Source organism: Shewanella kaireitica (assembly GCF_023284045.1).
Taxonomy (GTDB): Bacteria; Pseudomonadota; Gammaproteobacteria; order Enterobacterales; family Shewanellaceae; genus Shewanella; species Shewanella kaireitica.
Window position 1 is genome coordinate 102538 of the sequence record NZ_JAKIKQ010000013.1, and the last position, 17929, is coordinate 120466.

At 42.2% G+C, this 17929-nt stretch carries 13 protein-coding genes and 9 tRNA genes; 5 read left to right on the forward strand and 17 right to left on the reverse strand.

Going from position 1 to position 17929, the window contains the following annotated elements; translation table 11 throughout:
- Positions 1-48: 48 nt before the first annotated feature.
- The 11 genes from rsxD to L2730_RS15565 all read right to left on the reverse strand — a co-directional run bounded on the left by rsxD (position 49) and on the right by L2730_RS15565 (position 7839).
- Positions 49-1101, reverse strand: a complete 1053-nt coding sequence (gene rsxD, locus L2730_RS15515) for an electron transport complex subunit RsxD (protein ID WP_248975423.1) — start codon at positions 1099-1101, stop codon at positions 49-51.
- A 3-nt stretch (positions 1102-1104) separates the two neighbouring features.
- Positions 1105-3783, reverse strand: a complete 2679-nt coding sequence (gene rsxC, locus L2730_RS15520; protein WP_248975424.1) for an electron transport complex subunit RsxC — start codon at positions 3781-3783, stop codon at positions 1105-1107.
- The gene (rsxB, locus tag L2730_RS15525; protein WP_248975425.1) at positions 3777-4346 is read right to left on the reverse strand and encodes an electron transport complex subunit RsxB; all 570 of its coding nucleotides are present in this window, start codon (positions 4344-4346) and stop codon (positions 3777-3779) included. Before rsxB ends, rsxC begins: the two co-directional genes overlap by 7 nt.
- Before the next feature lie 2 nt (positions 4347-4348).
- Positions 4349-4927 carry an electron transport complex subunit RsxA gene (gene rsxA, locus L2730_RS15530; RefSeq protein WP_020912475.1) on the reverse strand — a complete coding sequence of 193 codons (579 nt, stop codon included), beginning with the start codon at positions 4925-4927 and terminating at the stop codon, positions 4349-4351.
- A 106-nt stretch (positions 4928-5033) separates the two neighbouring features.
- Positions 5034-6959 (reverse strand): EAL domain-containing protein, encoded by a 1926-nt coding sequence (locus L2730_RS15535; protein ID WP_248975426.1) that lies wholly within the window; start codon positions 6957-6959, stop codon positions 5034-5036.
- A gap of 244 nt (positions 6960-7203) precedes the next feature.
- A tRNA-Asn gene (locus L2730_RS15540) sits at positions 7204-7279 on the reverse strand.
- Positions 7280-7313: 34 nt separating this feature from the next.
- Positions 7314-7389: transfer RNA gene (locus L2730_RS15545), tRNA-Asn, on the reverse strand.
- 27 nt (positions 7390-7416) lie between these two features.
- A tRNA-Asn gene (locus L2730_RS15550) sits at positions 7417-7492 on the reverse strand.
- Between the two features lie 34 nt (positions 7493-7526).
- Positions 7527-7602 (reverse strand) — tRNA-Asn (locus tag L2730_RS15555).
- Between the two features lie 39 nt (positions 7603-7641).
- Positions 7642-7717 (reverse strand) — tRNA-Asn (locus L2730_RS15560).
- Positions 7718-7763: 46 nt separating this feature from the next.
- Positions 7764-7839: transfer RNA gene (locus L2730_RS15565), tRNA-Asn, on the reverse strand.
- Positions 7840-8752: 913 nt separating this feature from the next.
- On the opposite strand from L2730_RS15565, the gene uvrB reads away from it, so the two are divergent.
- Positions 8753-10756, forward strand: a complete 2004-nt coding sequence (uvrB, locus tag L2730_RS15570; RefSeq protein WP_346347827.1) for an excinuclease ABC subunit UvrB — start codon at positions 8753-8755, stop codon at positions 10754-10756.
- A gap of 53 nt (positions 10757-10809) precedes the next feature.
- Here the strand turns inward: uvrB and rrtA are convergent, their stop codons facing one another.
- Positions 10810-11400 carry a rhombosortase gene (gene rrtA, locus L2730_RS15575; protein WP_428848461.1) on the reverse strand — a complete coding sequence of 197 codons (591 nt, stop codon included), beginning with the start codon at positions 11398-11400 and terminating at the stop codon, positions 10810-10812.
- Complete coding sequence (queC, locus tag L2730_RS15580; protein ID WP_248975428.1) at positions 11388-12074, reverse strand: 7-cyano-7-deazaguanine synthase QueC; 687 nt, start codon at positions 12072-12074, stop codon at positions 11388-11390. The genes rrtA and queC overlap by 13 nt, the downstream gene beginning before the upstream one ends.
- 131 nt (positions 12075-12205) lie before the next feature.
- Here queC and queE point away from each other — a divergent pair, with 131 nt between their 5' ends.
- The gene (gene queE, locus L2730_RS15585; protein WP_248975460.1) at positions 12206-12874 is read left to right on the forward strand and encodes a 7-carboxy-7-deazaguanine synthase QueE; all 669 of its coding nucleotides are present in this window, start codon (positions 12206-12208) and stop codon (positions 12872-12874) included.
- A 114-nt stretch (positions 12875-12988) separates the two neighbouring features.
- Here queE and L2730_RS15590 read toward each other — a convergent pair whose 3' ends face one another.
- The 4 genes from L2730_RS15590 to L2730_RS15605 form a co-directional block, all read right to left on the reverse strand.
- Positions 12989-14062, reverse strand: coding sequence for a PLP-dependent cysteine synthase family protein (locus tag L2730_RS15590; RefSeq protein WP_346347828.1), 1074 nt, complete (start codon positions 14060-14062; stop codon positions 12989-12991).
- A 226-nt stretch (positions 14063-14288) separates the two neighbouring features.
- Positions 14289-14373, reverse strand: a tRNA-Tyr gene (locus L2730_RS15595).
- 72 nt (positions 14374-14445) lie between these two features.
- Positions 14446-14530: transfer RNA gene (locus L2730_RS15600), tRNA-Tyr, on the reverse strand.
- A 30-nt stretch (positions 14531-14560) separates the two neighbouring features.
- Positions 14561-14645, reverse strand: a tRNA-Tyr gene (locus L2730_RS15605).
- Positions 14646-14786: 141 nt separating this feature from the next.
- On the opposite strand from L2730_RS15605, the gene L2730_RS15610 reads away from it, so the two are divergent.
- The 3 genes from L2730_RS15610 (at position 14787) to L2730_RS15620 (ending at position 17927) form a co-directional block, all read left to right on the forward strand.
- Positions 14787-15269, forward strand: a complete 483-nt coding sequence (locus L2730_RS15610) for a VC2046/SO_2500 family protein (protein WP_248975429.1) — start codon at positions 14787-14789, stop codon at positions 15267-15269.
- Between the two features lie 72 nt (positions 15270-15341).
- Positions 15342-15629 (forward strand): DUF406 family protein, encoded by a 288-nt coding sequence (locus tag L2730_RS15615; protein ID WP_248975430.1) that lies wholly within the window; start codon positions 15342-15344, stop codon positions 15627-15629.
- Positions 15630-15764: 135 nt separating this feature from the next.
- On the forward strand, positions 15765-17927 hold the full coding sequence (locus tag L2730_RS15620) for a putative bifunctional diguanylate cyclase/phosphodiesterase (protein WP_248975431.1): 2163 nt from the start codon (positions 15765-15767) through the stop codon (positions 17925-17927).
- Positions 17928-17929 lie beyond the last annotated feature (2 nt).

Below are 17929 nucleotides of genomic sequence, written 5' to 3' on the forward strand. Positions count from 1 at the left end.
TATTCTTAGTCGCAGATTTTTACTGCTGCAATCGCAATTGCTATGTGATTAACTGCCTGCACGGTGACCGTAGCTTCTTGGCTTAATATAATAGTCGATAAATGGTGCACACAAATTGGCGAGTAAAATGGCGAATGCAAAGGCATCAGGATAGCCTCCATAAGTACGGATAACATAAACCAATACACCAATCAAAGCACCAAATAATAGTCGCCCACGTACACTGGTTGCTGCTGTAACAGGATCGGTAGCAATAAAAAATACCGCTAGCATAGTTGCACCAGAAAACAGCTGGAACAGCGGACCAATGTGCGTGTCTGGGCTTAAAAGATAACCAAAGCTACTGCAAACGAAAAGTGAAGCGAGTATACCGACGCTGATCTGCCAGCGGATCACTTTTAATTTGAGCATGGCTAAACCACCCACTAAATAGGCTACATTGACCCAGAACCAACCAACACCGAATCCGTCTGAAAAAATGGTTTTTGATAGGCTTTCAGTAATAGTGAGTCCAAGTGATAGATCTGTTTTAACTGTATCTAGAGGTGTGGCCATAGCGATACCATCTATGCCGTACTTATAGATAGACAGTTGTTCTGGCGTCATCGCACCAAAAATAGCGTTAAGGGTTAGGCCTAAATCCATCGGTGTTTGTGCTAGTGGTAACGGAACAGACCAACTTGTCATTTGAACAGGAAAAGAAATTAACAACATCACATATGCTGCCATTGCTGGGTTAAATATGTTCTGCCCGAGGCCTCCGTAGAGATGTTTAACGATTACAATGGCAAAAATAGTACCAACCACAACCACCCACCAAGGTGCAATAGAGGGGATAGATACACCAATCAGTAGCGCAGTAAGCACTGCACTGTTATCACTTAATGTTGGCAGTATTGGACGTTTACGCAATTTAAGCACCGCAGCTTCACTAAGGAGTGCAATGGCTATCGCCAGTATGACTTGTACTATCACGCCCCAGCCGAAAAAGTAAAACTGGGCTGCAATACCTGGTAATGCGCATAAAATGACTCTGCGCATTACGCTCTGCGTCTGTAGTTGCACTTTTAAGTGAGGCGATGACGCTAACTTAAATGCCATGAATTATTCCTTCTCTTCCAGTTTAGCTTTTGCCTTCGCTTTTGCCTTCGCTTTTGCCACCGCTGCGGCGATACGGGCTTTTTTGATATCTTCAGGCGACTGCGGAGCGTCAGCTTGCGAGATTACATCGCTAGGCGTTGCTGCATCTGTTTGAACTGTCTCAACATTGTTAGATGTGTGTGCCTTTTTGGCTTTCGCTTTGGCTACTGCTGCGGCGATACGCGCTTTCTTAATCTCTTCAGGCGACTGCGGAGCGTCAGCTTGCGAGATTACATCGCTAGGCGTTGCTGCAACTGTTTGAACTGTCTCAACATTGTCAGATGTGTGTGCCTTTTTGGCTTTCGCTTTGGCTACAGCTGCGGCGATACGAGCTTTCTTAATCTCTTCTGCAGACTGAGGAACGTCAGTTTGAGAGCTCTGCTGGCTACTCTCTGCTGCATCAATTTGTGTTGATTCAGTTGATTCAGTTGATTCAGTTGATTCAGCACTGCCTGTTGATTGCGCTTTTTTGGCCTTAGCTTTGGCTACTGCTGCAGCGATACGCGCTTTCTTTATCTCTTCAGGCGACTGAGTAACGTCAGCTTGTGAGTTCAACTCGCTCTCTTTTTCTACATCAGTCTCTACAGCATCAACTCGAGTTGATTCAGCACTGTCTGCTATTTGCGCTTTTTTAGCCCTAGCTTTGGCTACTGCTGCGGCGATACGCGCTTTCTTAATCTCTTCTGCAGACTGAGGAACGTCAGTTTGCACTTTAAATTCGCTAGCCGTTGCTTCACTAGCAACGGCTGCATTCGTGTGTTGATTGTGTTCACCATTACCCGCCTGAGCTTGCTTTTTAGCTTTGGCGCGTGCGATAGCTGCGGCTACTTTAGCCTTTTTATCATCGACTGCTACAGTGTTACTCGGTTCACTGGTAAGTCCTGAGTCTGCAGAGGCGGCCTGTTTTGCCTTTTTGGCTTTAGCTCTTGCGATCGCTGCGTTTATTTTAGCTTTCTTGTCGTCAACTACATCGGTTGTGTCTGCCGATATGGCTGTTGCTTCTGACGACAATGACTTTTTAGCTTTTGCGCGTGCTATAGCTGCAGCGACTTGTGCTTTTTTATCTTGAGCAGGTGTTGTAGAGGAGGTATCTGCGGATGCATCCGCAGCCTTTTTGGCTTTGATCCGTGCCATCGCTTCCGCGACCGCATTTTTATCAGTGCCGGTCATATTATTTTTACGGCGCTCGGCGGCTTCTTTAGCTTTGTTTTCGCGGGCTATTTTTTCATCTTCCAAGCGCTGCTGTCTTGCATCAAAACGTTGTTTAGCAAAATCGGCTTGTTTCTTTTCTTCTAACTGTGTGCGAAGTGCTGATTTCGCGACACGGTAATATTCCACCAATGGAATATCACTAGGACAGACATAGCTACAACAACCACACTCAATACAATCATTGAGATTGAAGCTGGCTGCTTTATCATATTCTTGTGCCTGGGCATGCCAAAATAATTGTTGTGGTAAGAGCAGTGCTGGGCAGGCCACAGCGCATTCACCACAACGGATGCATGGCATTTCTGGTTGCTCAGGTGCTATTTCGTCACTACTTGGCAGTAGAATGCAGTTAGTGCCTTTGAGCACTGGAGCTGCTATATCTGGCAATGAATGCCCCATCATAGGGCCACCTATAATGACTTTGTCCTGTTCAAGCTTGCCTTTAAAGCCATTAGTTTGCAGTACATAGTCAATCTGAGTACCAATCGGAACCCAGTAGTTACCTGGCTTTTCACTATTTTGCCCCGTTACAGTGACGACTCTTGAAATCAGCGGCTGCCCATTAATTACAGCATCCTGAATAGCGTAGGCCGTTCCAACATTTTGCACTAACATTCCCAATTGCGCAGGTATGGCACCTGATGGCACCTCTTGCCCCGTTAGGATTTGAATTAATTGCTTTTCTCCACCTGAAGGATATTTAGTTGGTACACTGGTTATTCGAGTTTTGTCGCTAGACAGTTCACTTCGATTCAGTGAATGCTGCATCGCTTCGAATGCTTCTGGTTTATTATCTTCTATGGCGATAATAATGCGCTTTGGCGTCAATAAACGTTCAATAATCGCGATGCCTGAAATAATTTCATCGCTGTACTCTTGCATCAGTCTATCGTCAGAGGTGATATAGGGCTCACACTCGATGCCATTGATGATCACAAGTTCTATATCGCTAGCGGGTCGCAGTTTTATGTGAGTGGGAAACGCCGCACCACCAAGACCAGCAATACCGGCGTCTTGGATTTTTTTTAAGATCTGCTGATTATCTAATTTCGAAATCTCACTCGTATGGGTTTCTATTGCTTCATCTTTGCCATCGGCGATTAAAATACAGCTTAACACTGGTAAACCTGACGCATGGTTACTTGGCATAGGTTTTATTGCCGTGATAGTGCCAGATGTAGGCGCGTGCACAGGACAATGAGTAAAGTTAGTCCCAGCTGTTAGAGTTTGTCCCTTTAGTACGCGTTCGCCAGCTGTGATAGTTAGCAGGGCAGTGTCGCCAACTTGCGGGATCGGTAAAATAAATTGCTTAGCTAAGGGCAATTTCTCGATAGCCGTTCTATTGGATAAGGCTTTTAATTCTGGTGGATGGATACCGCCATGGGAGCGCCAAATGGTTCCTTTATCAATTTGTTCTAATAAAGTTAGCACTGCGGTTCCTCTTGCACTTGTTTCACTGGGATGGCATTGAGCTGCCAATCCCATGTTTTAGTTGTTTGTTCTATCGGTAGCATGTCAATACAATCGACGGGGCAGGGAGCAACGCACAAATCGCATCCTGTGCAATAATCCGTGATAACGGTATGCATTAGCTTACCTGAACCTAATATGGCGTCCACAGGGCAAGCCTGAATGCATTTAGTACAACCAATGCATTCATCTTCGCGTATGAATGCGACTTTTTTCTCTTGTACTTCTTCTGTCGCATTTAAAGGTTCGGGATCGACGCCAACCAAGTCAGCAATCTTTTCCATGGTAGCTGTGCCACCTGGTGGGCATTTATTTATTTTGTCGCCGTTGGCAATAGCTTCTGCATAGGGTCTACAGCCTGGATAGCCACATTGGCCACACTGAGTTTGCGGCAGTAGTGCCTCGACTTGTTCAACGAGTGGATTACCTTCTACTTTGAACTTTTCGGCCGCGAAGCCAAGTAATACACCAAAGACAAGGGCGAGTATCGTGAGGACAACAATTGCGATAACAATACCTGACATGTTTATTTAACCAATCCTGTAAAGCCCATAAATGCGAGAGACATTAGACCTGCGGTTACCATGGCAATGGCTCCGCCTTTAAACGGCGCTGGAACATCTGCAGCCGCAAGCCGTTCACGCATAGCTGAAAATAGGATCAAGACTAAGGAAAACCCAACGGCAGCACCAAAACCAAATATCGCAGACTCGAAAAAGTTATGGTCTTCATTAATATTGAGTAGAGCAACACCTAGTACCGCACAGTTTGTCGTAATCAGTGGCAAGTAAATGCCCAATGCGCGATGTAATGATGCGCTGGTTTTCTGTACTAGCATTTCAGTAAATTGAACAACGACGGCAATGACTAGAATAAAGCTCATTGTTCTGAGGTAGCCAAGATCAAATGGCAACAGCAGGTACTGGTTCACGAGGTAGCTAAGAATAGATGCTAAGGTCAGCACAAAAGTGGTCGCCATTGACATGCCAATAGCAGACTCAAGTTTGCTCGATACCCCCATAAAAGGGCATAAACCAAGAAATTTAACTAATACAAAGTTGTTGACCAGCACAGTGCCGACCAATAACAGGAGATATTCACTCATCTCAATTCATTTTTTAGACAATCTTATCGCTATTATCGGCTTTTCCGCCGTCATAAACAACACAAAGAAAGCAGGGACAAATGAATTTGGTTTCTAGTGAGTGAATTTAAAGCACTATTTCTGCTTTTTCACTGTTACTTACTGTTAATAAAGGAGTTGGCTTTGCGATGTAGTAGCCTTGAAGCCCGTCCATTAACAGGTGCTCCATTGCCAGCTTTTCCTCTTGATTTTCTACACCTGTGGCAATCACTCGGATAGTGAGCTTTCTTGCTATATCAATAATCATTTTGACAAAGAACTGGTTGTGGGCGTCTGAATTTATCCCTTGGGTATAGCTACCGTCCAATTTGATAAAGTCTGGTCGAACATCTTTGAAAAACTTAAAAGAGGTGAAACCTAGGCCAAATCGTTCAATAGAGACACGTGCTCCAACACTGTGGATTTCATTAATAAAATGATAAGTAGCGGACAAATTAGTTTGCATACCTGACTCATTGACTTCAAAAACTAATCTGGCTGCTATGTGACGCTGACGAACTAATACATTTTTAAGCCAAGCGACAAAACTCTCTTGGTTTGCAGACGATGCCGATATATTTATGCCAAATAAACCTGACATTGATGGCGTTTCATTGAGCATACTCAGGGTTTTTAAGATGACGAGCTTATCGAGTTCCTCGCTCATTCCGTGACGTTCTGCCATTGCAATGACGGTTGTTGTGGGGAGAAATTTTCCTTGGTCATTATAAAATCGAGATAGTAGTTCTCGGTAGGACTCCACATCATTTCTACAAGGGCGAATAGGCTGGGCATAAAATTTGATTGCGCTGCGTTTTACTATGTCATCGATAGCGACTTTCCATCTGCTGTCTCCAAATAGCTCATCACCTTTGAGCCTTTGAAGTACATGTACACTATTAGGACCTAATGTTTGAGCGATGCTCACAGCGGTATCCGCTAGCGTCATTAAAGAAACTGGGTCGCTATTTTGTAGGTAGGGGCATAATCCAATATAGGCAACGGAATCGGTTCCCAAGTTTTGCTGATACTCATCGAATGCATTCTTTACCTGTTCGATAATACTTGTACCTTCTTTAAGCGTAACGTCGGGTAATATGAGCGCGAAATCTGCTGTCGAGATCCGGTAACAATAAGCATTAGGAGACTTAACTAACGATTTTCTAATGTGATTTGAGATACGGGTTAAGTAATCATCTCCAGCCTCACGACCATGTAATTGGTTTATAGCACCAAGCTCAGTGGCCTTTACCATCGCAAGTACACCGAACTGTTGGCTATTGGGTGAGCAAATATCATTTAGTTTTTCAGTGAATTTCGCGCGGGTTCCAAAACCTGTTATTGGATCTTGAAATGCTGCTCTTGACAGCTTTTCATTGGCATCGGTGAGTTTATCAATTTCTGCTTTCAAATTATGCTGACATGACTCTATAGCTGTCGTTAGAGGTTTGAATTCTCCTTTCAACTTAGACTTTTGTATTGAGTGGAAATCAAAATTCGGGAGATCTTCTATCAGTTTGGCGCTGTATCGTAACTTTTTGGCTTGGCGCAAAGTAAGCGCAAAACTGAAAACACTGATAAGCAAAAATGTGGTCCATATGAGTATCAGTTGTTTTTTAAACTTTATAACAGTCTGTGAAAAGGTGTTACCAATAGAGAGTCTTACTTGTAATCGACCGTTTTCTAAAGATTGCGTGTATGGAATATCTATTTGAAACAGTTCACTAATGATATCTTCATGCTGAGAGAGTAATCGGCCATGGGTGTAGCTTTTATCACTGTCATTACTATCTATATATTGGAAAAATTGAAAAGAGAACTGCTTATCTAGGCTTAGGTATAAAGCCTTACCATCGTCTTGCCAGCTAGTTGCAGCATCAATACTCGAAACGTACTGCGCTAGTGTACTTTCGCTGTATGTTAATATGTCGGCTCGATTAACTGTGTATGTAACGAACGTTAATCCACAGAAAATAGACACTAAAAAAAGCTGAAAATATCGGAAACTGGTCATATTGAGTCCATTCACGTTTATAGAAGACAGTGATAGTGCAGAAACTTTTTATCAACGGCCATTATAAACAGGTTTTGAATTTATTATCAGTTGCTTCACTTGAGTAATTTTTATTTAGTGGGAATGATGCTGAAATGCTGAAATGCTGAAATGCTGAAATGCTGAAATGCTGAAATGCTGAAATGCTGAAATGCTGAAATGCTGAAATGCTGAAATGCTGAAATGCTGAAATGCTGAATTAGATTGGCTCCCCAGACTGGACTCGAACCAGTGACATACGGATTAACAGTCCGCCGTTCTACCAACTGAACTACAGGGGAATCGTTTGTTACCTATAACATGTCTTAATTAGATTGGCTCCCCAGACTGGACTCGAACCAGTGACATACGGATTAACAGTCCGCCGTTCTACCAACTGAACTACAGGGGAATCGCATAAATCTAATTATAAATAAAGTGGCTCCCCAGACTGGACTCGAACCAGTGACATACGGATTAACAGTCCGCCGTTCTACCAACTGAACTACAGGGGAATTGCATTTTATTTATTAAATGTTGATAAAAAATTGGCTCCCCAGACTGGACTCGAACCAGTGACATACGGATTAACAGTCCGCCGTTCTACCAACTGAACTACAGGGGAATTGCATTTTTTATCAATATTTAGCTGTTTATATAAAAGTGGCTCCCCAGACTGGACTCGAACCAGTGACATACGGATTAACAGTCCGCCGTTCTACCAACTGAACTACAGGGGAATTGCTCTTTTATAATTTCAGATAAATATCTGATTAACTTAAACTTTGGCTCCCCAGACTGGACTCGAACCAGTGACATACGGATTAACAGTCCGCCGTTCTACCAACTGAACTACAGGGGAATCGAATAAGTTACGTCTCGTTGAAGACGGAGCGCATATTAAATCGCTCTTACAACTGAGTCAACTCGACAATGGAAAAAAAGTGGATTTATAGGGTTAAGTGTTCATCAAATGTGCATCATGGTGACGAATGCACCATATTTTACATTAAGTGAGCAGTTAGAATGCAAGTATATGAGTTAATCGTAGTTTTCGATTAGTTTTTAGTAAGGTAGAGTGAAAGTGTGCAAGTTGTGGACGGTACAATAGTTTCAAATGTAATAAAATTACAATATCTTTGTCTGTCATACTAAAGTAGCAGGGTTGGTTAAAAGTCCCGCTATAGCAAGGCTTAGATGAGTTATCCACTAAATCTGTGGATAAGCCTGTGGGTTAAGTGAAAAAATCTGTTGCAAACGCCTATGTATAGGGGCTTGAGCTTAAAATGCACAATTTTGCCAAGATTTTTTTTTATTGTTTAAAAACATATTGATGCAAAAATCAACAGTTAATTTCTGCCTTTCATCAAATTGTTGCTAATTTGTAACCAGCTAATGTAGCTGGATTGTGAATTAAAGTGCCATGTTTAGGCAAGTTCAAGGCAAGGCGGTGTCCTAAGCTATTGATTGTTGCGCTGTCACAAACTTTCACCAGAAGAAACAGAAACTGTCATATTAATTCGCTATAGGGACATCTGTTGATCAAGTCATTTTGCCATGTTGGGTAAAACTTATTGTCTATTGTCATCGCAAATTAGAAAATAGGCGAATGCTTCGGTTAGCCTAAAGGTGGGAGGTTTGTGGCATATTTTTTGGTTATTTGTAATGTTTTAATATGGTCGATAGTGAGACTCAACATAATTTTAGCGCATAGCCCCATCTGAATGTTCAAATAGGGTAAAATACATCCAAGAAAAATGAGGAAGCTTAACTTAGTGTCTGAATCTGTATTTCAATTGGAATCCCAGTATAAACCTGCTGGCGACCAGCCGACAGCCATTAATCAACTCGTTGATGGTTTAGAGTCTGGTTTGGCAAGCCAAACCTTGTTAGGGGTAACTGGCTCTGGCAAAACCTTTACTATTGCCAATGTAATAGAAAAAATGTCGCGTCCCACAATAATAATGGCACCTAATAAAACACTGGCGGCACAGCTTTATGGTGAGATGAAAGAGTTTTTTCCTCACAACGCCGTAGAGTATTTCGTTTCTTACTACGATTATTACCAACCTGAAGCCTATGTGCCTTCAACAGGGACGTTTATTGAAAAGGACGCTTCTGTCAATGCACATATTGAGCAGATGCGCTTGTCTGCCACTAAAGCATTATTAGAACGTAAAGACGTGGTGTTGATTGCATCAGTATCGGCGATTTATGGTTTGGGGGATCCTAAGTCCTATATGAAAATGTTATTGCACCTTAGAGAAGGTGCAATAATGGATCAGCGCGATATGCTCAAACGACTTAGTGAGCTGCAGTATACGCGCAATGATATCGAACTGCAGCGTGGTACGTATCGTGTTCGTGGTGAAGTGATTGATGTGTTTCCTGCAGATTCTGACAAGCATGCAATTAGAGTAGAGCTTTTCGATGATGAAATTGAGCGTTTGAGTTTATTCGATCCGCTAACAGGTCACATCATGAAGCGTATCGCCCGTATTACTGTTTATCCTAAGAGTCATTATGTGACACCTCGAGAATCGATCTTAGCGGCGACTGAACACATAAAAGAGGAACTTCGTGAACGTAAGAAGCAGTTATTAGACCTTAATAAACTCATAGAAGAGCAACGAATCACTGAGCGGGTACAATATGACGTAGAGATGATGACTGAACTTGGCTATTGCTCTGGTATCGAGAACTACTCTCGCTATCTATCTGGGCGTGCTTCTGGCGATGGTCCGCCAACATTACTCGATTACTTACCCGAGGATGGTTTGCTAATCATCGATGAGTCACACGTTACGGTTCCACAAATTGGCGCTATGTACAAAGGCGACCGTTCGCGAAAGATGAACTTAGTTGAGTATGGGTTTCGTTTACCGTCAGCGCTTGACAACCGACCGCTAAAGTTTGAAGAGTTTGAAGCCTTGATGCCGCAGAGTATTTTTGTTTCAGCGACCCCAAGTGAATATGAGATTGACAAGTCTGAGGGGGAGGTTGCAGAGCAAGTTGTAAGGCCTACTGGACTTCTTGATCCTGAGATCGAAGTTAGGCCAGTTGGCATACAGGTTGATGATCTACTCTCTGAAATCGGTAAACGTGTTGCAGTTAACGAACGGGTGCTTGTCACGACATTAACTAAAAGAATGTCGGAGGATCTGTCTGAATACTTGGATGAACATGGCGTTAAAGTAAGATATTTGCACTCAGATATTGATACTGTTGAGCGTGTTGAGATCATTCGTGATCTTAGACTGGGTGTATTCGATGTGCTTATTGGCATTAACTTACTCCGTGAAGGGTTAGACATGCCTGAAGTCTCTTTAGTTTGTATCCTTGATGCCGATAAAGAGGGCTTCTTACGTTCTGAGCGCTCTCTTATTCAAACTATTGGGCGCGCTGCACGTAATGTTAACGGCAAAGTTATTCTGTATGGCGACCGTATCACTAAGTCTATGGATAAAGCGATTACGGAAACAAATCGTCGCCGAGAGATGCAGCATCAGTACAATCTTGATAATGGTATTACACCTAAGGGTGTCATCAAGCGTATCACCGATGTTATGGATGTCGGGGATAGTGATAATGTGTCGAGTAAATTAGGCCAAGTCGCAGAGAGTGATGCTGATTATCATGCCAAACCTGCGGATATCAGTCATGAGATCGATAAGCTTGAAAAACAGATGCATGAACATGCTAAGAATTTAGAGTTTGAAGAGGCTGCAGCGATCAGAGACAGAGTTGGCAGATTACGTGAACAATTTATAAAGGCGTGACAGAAGCCAAATTGGAAATTTAATCGAATAGGAGACTGAGGTCTCCTATTTTTTTATCGATTACTCTTCACTAGATTAAAGCCATAAAGACACGCTAAGCAGATAAAACCACTGACTACGCCAATTAAATGCGCCTCAGTGGCAACACGAGCGCCAATGAGTGATGTTACTTCCTGGCTGGCACCAAATGTTTGCTCATAGATCACTTTTAAAATAACCCCCAGAGTTAATAAGTAACCTGTTTTGAGACCTTTGCTTATATCTAGTACGGCTCCATAAACAAAAAGTCCATGTAATAATCCACTCAGGCCAACGTAACCTAGTGTATTTGGGAAGAATATGAGTAATGCTAAGCCTTGGGTTAAACCTAAAGTTATAATCAAAAGAGTGAGTGATTTGGCACTGTAGTGTTGCTCAAACAGTAACACTATCACCCATAAACCAGCTAAGTTCATGGCTAAGTGCCAAAAGTTGGTGTGCAGGAAATTCCCACTCAATAATCGCCACCATTGACCCTCTAGAATATTATCTCGTCTATAGGCTAAAGCATCATCTAATCCTAAAGAGAATAGAGTGATGCAAAGCAAGCTTACTAATGTGACGACAAAGTACGGGCTTCTGACCATTGGCGTTATTTTGTGCATTTAGCGGTTAACTGCGCTTGGATCATTGTTGAATTAGCTAAATATTCATCGAGCCCACGTTGTCGCAATATACAGGCAGGGCATGTACCACAACCATCGCCCTTTAATCCGTTATAGCAAGTAAGAGTCTGATGACGAACTAACTCAAGGCTATTGTATTTGTCTGCAAGCGCCCAGGTTTCCGCTTTGTCGAGCCACATTAATGGGGTGCTAATGGTGAGCTGCTTATCCATCCCTTGCATCAGTGCTGTTTGCATTGATTTAATGAACTCATTACGACAATCAGGGTAGCCAGAGAAATCGGTTTCACAAACACCTGTAATAATAACGTCGGCATTTATTTGGTATGCGTAGATCCCTGCGAGAGTGAGAAATAAAATATTTCGGCCTGGAACAAATGTATTTGGGATTGCGTTACCGTCTTTATTCTCCTCGATTGGGATATCTCGGGTGAGGGCTGAAACTGTTAGATCATTTAAGATCCCAACATCTAGTACCTGATGGCTTTTAGCACCTAACTTAGAAGATAATTCTTTGGCTATCTCAATCTCTTGCCTATGTCTTTGCCCATAATCGAAAGTTACACAATGAACTTCATCATATTGGGTGAGTGCTTGAATTAGACAGGTCGTGGAATCTTGGCCACCAGAAAATACGACAATTGCTTTTGACATAATAATAGAACTTCAATTTATAAGGAGATGCGATGCGATAGTTTAACGCAGCGCGGTTTGCATTTAAACTACTTGCTACGCGGTTAAAAATCCTCTATAAATGCGCCCCTGCTGAACTCGAGGAAAAGATGATGAATTATCCAGTCAATGAAGTGTTTGAGACCATACAAGGTGAAGGCTATTTTACCGGAGTACCGGCCATTTTTGTTAGGCTTCAAGGTTGTCCTGTTGGCTGCGCTTGGTGTGATACTAAACACACCTGGGACGTTATCGAGGAAAATCGAGTCGCACCTGAGTTAGTGATCCAAGTTGACGGAACGATAGGGCGTTGGTCTGAGTTAACCAGTGAGCAATTGGTCGCTGCATTCAAGAGCAAGGGATTTACAGCTAAGCATATAGTGATCACTGGCGGCGAGCCTTGCATGTACGACCTGTCTGAGTTAACCCGCTACTTACATCAAAACGGCTATCAGACACAGATAGAAACGAGTGGCACCTTTGAGGTGGTATGCGACAGTTATACTTGGGTTACCGTCTCACCCAAGATCAATATGAAAGGTGGTTATAAGGTACTCGAACAAGCTCTTGAGCGTGCAAATGAAATTAAGCACCCTATTGCCACAAGCAATCATATTGATGAGCTCGATGCTCTCTTAGCCGATATTGATTTAGCAGATAAGACGGTCTGTTTACAACCTATTAGCCAAAAGTCTAGAGCGACTGAACTTGCGATGAAGACTTGTATAGAGAGAAATTGGCGCCTATCAATTCAAACCCATAAGTATCTAGATATCGATTAATAACGAAATTTGTATGAAGGCTTTTCGTTAACGGTATTAATCCGTTGCGAACGCTACAAAATACAGCCCTTGTGAGTAAGATTAAGCAAGGGCTTTTTTATGCTTATTACTTATTTAATTAGCCGGACAATTAAGCATACTTGTATCACTAAAGTGTGTGAGCGCATCATTGTAAGGTGTTAAGTCGCCTATATTGTCCTTAACCCATTGAGCATCGTAATAGGTGTCTAGGTAACGCTCGCCAGAGTCACAAATTAAGGTCACAATTGATCCAGTCTCTCCTCTCTTTGCCATCTCCGAGGCGAGCTGTAAGGCGCCGTAAAGGTTTGTACCTGTTGATGGGCCAGTTTTACGTCCAATAATTTTTTCTAGCCAGTTTATGGTAGCCAAAGATGCAGGATCTGGAATTTTTCGCATCTCATCGACAACGCCGGGTATAAAAGAGGGTTCAACTCTTGGGCGACCGATACCTTCAATTTTACTGCCATTGGCGCAGGTGATATCAGCGTTACCTGTATTAAAGTAATCAAAAAATACTGAATTTTCAGGGTCAACAACGCACAGCTTAGTCGCTAGTCGTTGATAGCGAATATAGCGTCCAATTGTCGCAGATGTGCCGCCAGTGCCAGGACTCATGACAATCCATGATGGGATAGAGTGTTGTTCTCTTTCCATTTGATTAAAGATGGAGTTGGCAATGTTATTGTTACCACGCCAATCGGTAGCACGCTCAGCGTAAGTAAACTGATCCATATAATGGCCGTCTAACTCTTTGGCTAAACGCTCTGATTCAGCGTAGATCTTACTTGAATGATCGACAAAATGGCATTGGCCACCGTAGAACTCTATTTGCTGTATTTTTTTCTTTGCGGTACTGCTTGGCATGACGGCAATAAAAGGCAGTCCAAGCAGGCGGGCAAAGTAGGCTTCTGATACCGCAGTGCTGCCTGAAGATGATTCGATAACTGTTGTGTTCTCTTTAATCCAGCCATTACATAGAGCGTAAAGAAAAAGCGAACGAGCGAGTCTATGTTTCAAGCTACCAGTAGGGTGGGTACTTTCATCTTTAAGGTAAATATCAATGCCACTCAAATTGGGAGTATCAAGTTTTATTAGGTGAGTGTCTGCACTTCGTTGAAAGTCTGCATCGATTTTTTCGATGGCTTGATTTACCCAAGAACTAGTCACAATAAGGCCTTTGATGTTGATCAGAAAGCTAAATCATAGTGAAATTAAGGGCACAATGGTAGAGACAATAACAGATAATAATCAGAAATTTAGAACCGTAACAATAGCTCATAACTTGATTAACTTCGAAGTTACAAATGAACACTGGTGAATGTTTTTAAATTAACGGAGAAAGAAGTTAATCAAGAAACTTGCGTCGAATAGATATAGAAGGGCAGTTAAGAAGTGGTGGAGGGAGAAGGATTCGAACCTTCGAAGGCTGAGCCATCAGATTTACAATCTGGTCCCTTTGGCCACTCGGGAACCCCTCCACATTTTCTTACTTTTTACTGCACACAATATTGGCCTACTGTGTTTATTACATTTTAATTTGTTGATAGAAGTGGTGGAGGGAGAAGGATTCGAACCTTCGAAGGCTGAGCCGTCAGATTTACAATCTGATCCCTTTGGCCACTCGGGAACCCCTCCACATATCTCTTTCTACAAATTGTGCGCAAATGGTGGAGGGAGAAGGATTCGAACCTTCGAAGGCTGAGCCGTCAGATTTACAATCTGATCCCTTTGGCCACTCGGGAACCCCTCCTCAATTGCGGCGGCAATAGTAGTCAGAATTTTTTCTCATGTAAAGCTTAAATTTAAAATAATTACTAAAGTAATCTGCTAAGTGGTCGATTAACTATCAACAGGTTGTTTTATCGGTTTTTTTTTATGCAAATAGCGCATTATGCAAGCAGTTAGCCCTTTAGTTAACGAATTACAATTAGGCTCGCGTCTCAACAGTGCTGTTGAGTCGAATCGCCGCGGTGAGTTTGCTTTATTGCTATCACTGTTGTCTGCAGATGCTCGTGATATGGCTCAATTTCATACACCAGAGTTCAAACAAGAAGATCTGCGTACCAAATTTGAACTAGGGGCAAGTCAGCCTTTGATAAAACGGCTTTCGACTGATTCTCCAGTGACGAATAACAGCACAGCATTTCAAAATGGTGGCGTGACAGCTTTTAGATTGAATAATGCAATGGATGAAGAGGCTCTTGTGATCCGCGGTAATGAGCAACTGGACATGGAAGAAGTATTAGCTAACTGTGATAACCATACACGTAATCGATACCAGAATATTGCGATTGATCAGAGCGTAAAATCCACGCACTTCGTTGACCAGTTGGTAATGCAGCGAAAAATGAGTGAATTAATTGCTCAAGCTTGAGAATGATCCCTTTGTTACACTCTAAGCTGATATATAATTAAGTCATAATTATTAGTTTGAGAATCGGTTAACATGAAAAATATTCAAAAAGCGCAGTCTGATTTAGTTAATGATACGTGTAATGATTGTGGTAGCTTTGTTGATGTTGGCGCTGTAATTGATGAGCACGACACTATTTTAGAGCTTACACTTACCGGCGAAAATGCGTCGACTTTAGCGAATGAGTTGGCTGAAAAAGCGAAAAACCGTTTCGAAGAGGTCGGTAGTGTCGTTACAACTCATGGCGATGAGCTTATATTAACGCTAACATTCTCATTTAGTGCAGAAAAAATGATCTTTCAATTAGAGAATAGTTTGTAACTTAAGGCAGTAATTGTTGCTGCTGTAACGGCTTTTCGTGTATCTTAATGCACTATAAAAAATATAATTTAGGTTTGGTGCGAAGGCGTCAAACCAATTGGTAGACCATTTGTTTACCGCTTTTTAGGATATCGAGTGAAGAAACATAGATACCAGAAATTGTTAGAACAAATTGTTAACTCAGAGGCTAAGCAATGTGGCGATTTTTCTGCCACTGCTAAATTGGCTGCTGAGTTGCTTTTAGAACAGCTCGCTGTATCTCGAGTTGTTGTTTCTGGTTTAAATGAAGAATCAAATATTCTTGAAAATATATTTAGCACATCAATCTCTGCAGACGTTTCACGCCCATTGCCATCTCATTGCCCCACTTTTGTAGAAGAGCTTAGGGTTAATCGCCATATCGCATCTGACAGCTGTATATCAGATCCGCGGCTTGTTGAACTTAATCCTTTCTATCGTCAACAGAACATAACAGCAGCTTTAGAAGTTGCTATACGGATTAATGGTCACCTAGAGGGAATATTGAGCTTAGAGCGCAATAGCGAACTATTGCCATGGCAAGAATCTGAAATACAGTTAGCGTCCCAAGTTGCTGATCAGCTTGCACTGACATTAGCGACTAAATACGCTTACGATAAAGACGAACGGTTAAAATTATTTTTGTCTGCAACGGAACAGTCAGATCAAATAATGATGGTGGTAAACCTCGCATCATCAACGATTGAATACGTTAATAACGCGCATTTTGTATTAACCCAAATACCCAAAGACCAGATCATTGGTCGGCCAGTACAAGATTTAGAATTCTTTAAACAATTCCCAGAAGAAGCTGAAATTGTGCTGAGTAAAGCGAAAGCTGGGGAAAGCTCTGAAGAAGAGATTAAACTTGTTCGTCGCGATGGAACTGACTACTGGGTGAGGCTCTCTGTTAAACGCTTCATCTCAGAAAGAGGCAATCACTTTGCTTTAATCAATGCCGATAACTGTACCGAGCAGCATCAACATCAAAGTGAGTTGGAGCGATTGGCTTGGCGCTGCGGGTTAACCGGTTTATATAATCGAACGCATTTTGGCAGAGTGTTAGATAGAGCCAAAGAGGGGCATCTTGTTCTCATCGACCTTCGTGGCTTTAAACGCTTTAACGATACTTACGGTCATGCCAATGGCGATTTAATGCTAGTAGAAGTTGCCAGGCGGATTAGACATTTCGCAGACATTAATCAGATAGAAGAAATAGCTCGAATTGGTAGTGATGAATTTGCAATCTTAATTAGCGACTCTCGTGATGTTACTGTCATCACTCCCCTAATCGAGCGTTTATATAATAATTTAGAACTACCGGTTAGCATAGGTACAGAGCAAATTGAACCTAAACCGGCTATAGCAGCAGTTGATATCGCCTCTATTGAGCAGTTATTCCCGGCACTAACCTGTGCAGATATTGCCCTGCAGTATGCAAAGAATAAACAGGGTAGTGCCATACAAGTATTCAACTCTGCTTTATTGAATGCATTTAAGGATGATGCACAGATAGAGCGTGACTTAGCGGTTGCGATAAAGGGACGTCAATTCGAGCTTTACTACCAGCCGTTAAAAGATTTGAGGAAGCAGGCTTATATCGGCGCAGAAGCACTCATTCGATGGCATCACCCTAAAAAAGGTGTGTTATACCCTGGGGCGTTTATTGATATTGCCGAGCAAACGGGACTTATCACTGATATCGGTTCATGGGTGCTTGAAGCTGCATGTAAACAGTTAAATTTGTGGCAGCATCGCCAAATTGATATCTCAATGCACGTTAATGTTTCCGCTAGGCAGTTTTTTAGCGGCACGTTGTTTGAGCAGGTTTGGGAGTTAATAGGCCGCTATCGTTTAAAACCTCATAGCTTGATATTGGAAATTACTGAAACTGAATTAATGGAAGATATTCGTTCTGCTACTAATTTATGTAACGAACTTGCAGAGTTAGGGGTGGGGCTTGCCATTGATGACTTTGGCACTGGTTATAGCTCAATGCGTTATCTCAAGCAATTTCCTATCAGTAAGCTTAAAATTGATCGCTCGTTTATATCAGATCTTACTGTTAGCCATGAAAGTCGTGAAATTGTCAGCGCAATTATCGCTATGGCATCAGCTCTCAATATCTCGCTGACAGCGGAAGGGGTTGAAACCAAAGAGCAGGAGCTTTTCTTAGCCGATCATCTATGTCACCAAGCTCAAGGTTTCTTATATAGCCCTGCGCTGAGAGTGTCTGAATTTGGTGAATTTCTAGAAGAGTCGTCAACACCAGTTCATTGATG